The organism is Priestia sp. SIMBA_032 (genome assembly GCF_046535215.1).
GTDB lineage: Bacteria > Bacillota > Bacilli > Bacillales > Bacillaceae_H > Priestia > Priestia aryabhattai.
This window is the reverse complement of sequence record NZ_JAWRXD010000323.1, coordinates 1-325: the sequence shown is the minus strand read 5'-3', so window position 1 is coordinate 325 and position 325 is coordinate 1. Positions and strand designations below refer to the sequence as shown.

General features: G+C 38.2%; 1 pseudogene. It reads right to left on the bottom strand.

Annotated features, from left to right (window positions below):
* Window positions 1-325, bottom strand: a pseudogene (locus SB717_RS34590) (hypothetical protein); the annotation flags it as partial.

Below are 325 nucleotides of genomic sequence, written 5' to 3'. Positions count from 1 at the left end.
GAGCGAGTACGGCTAACATACACAGCAAACAAGATCCTGTTATGACACGGTTGGCCCAACGGTAATACTCAGGCTGTTTCGTACTCTCATGAATTCTTCTTAAACGAATACCTGCGATTAACATAAAGGGTGTGAAAATAAGTGCTGTTGCTTTAAACAGGTCTAAAAAATCCGTAAAGATGTTCATAAATGAAAATACATCGGAACTAAACAAGAAGTATACACTTAGTCTCATCGACATCATGCTGATAAATGAGAAAATCATACTTCCGGTTGCCCACTTCATCCATTGACCATTCTTTGTAATTAATGCCATAACCATGAC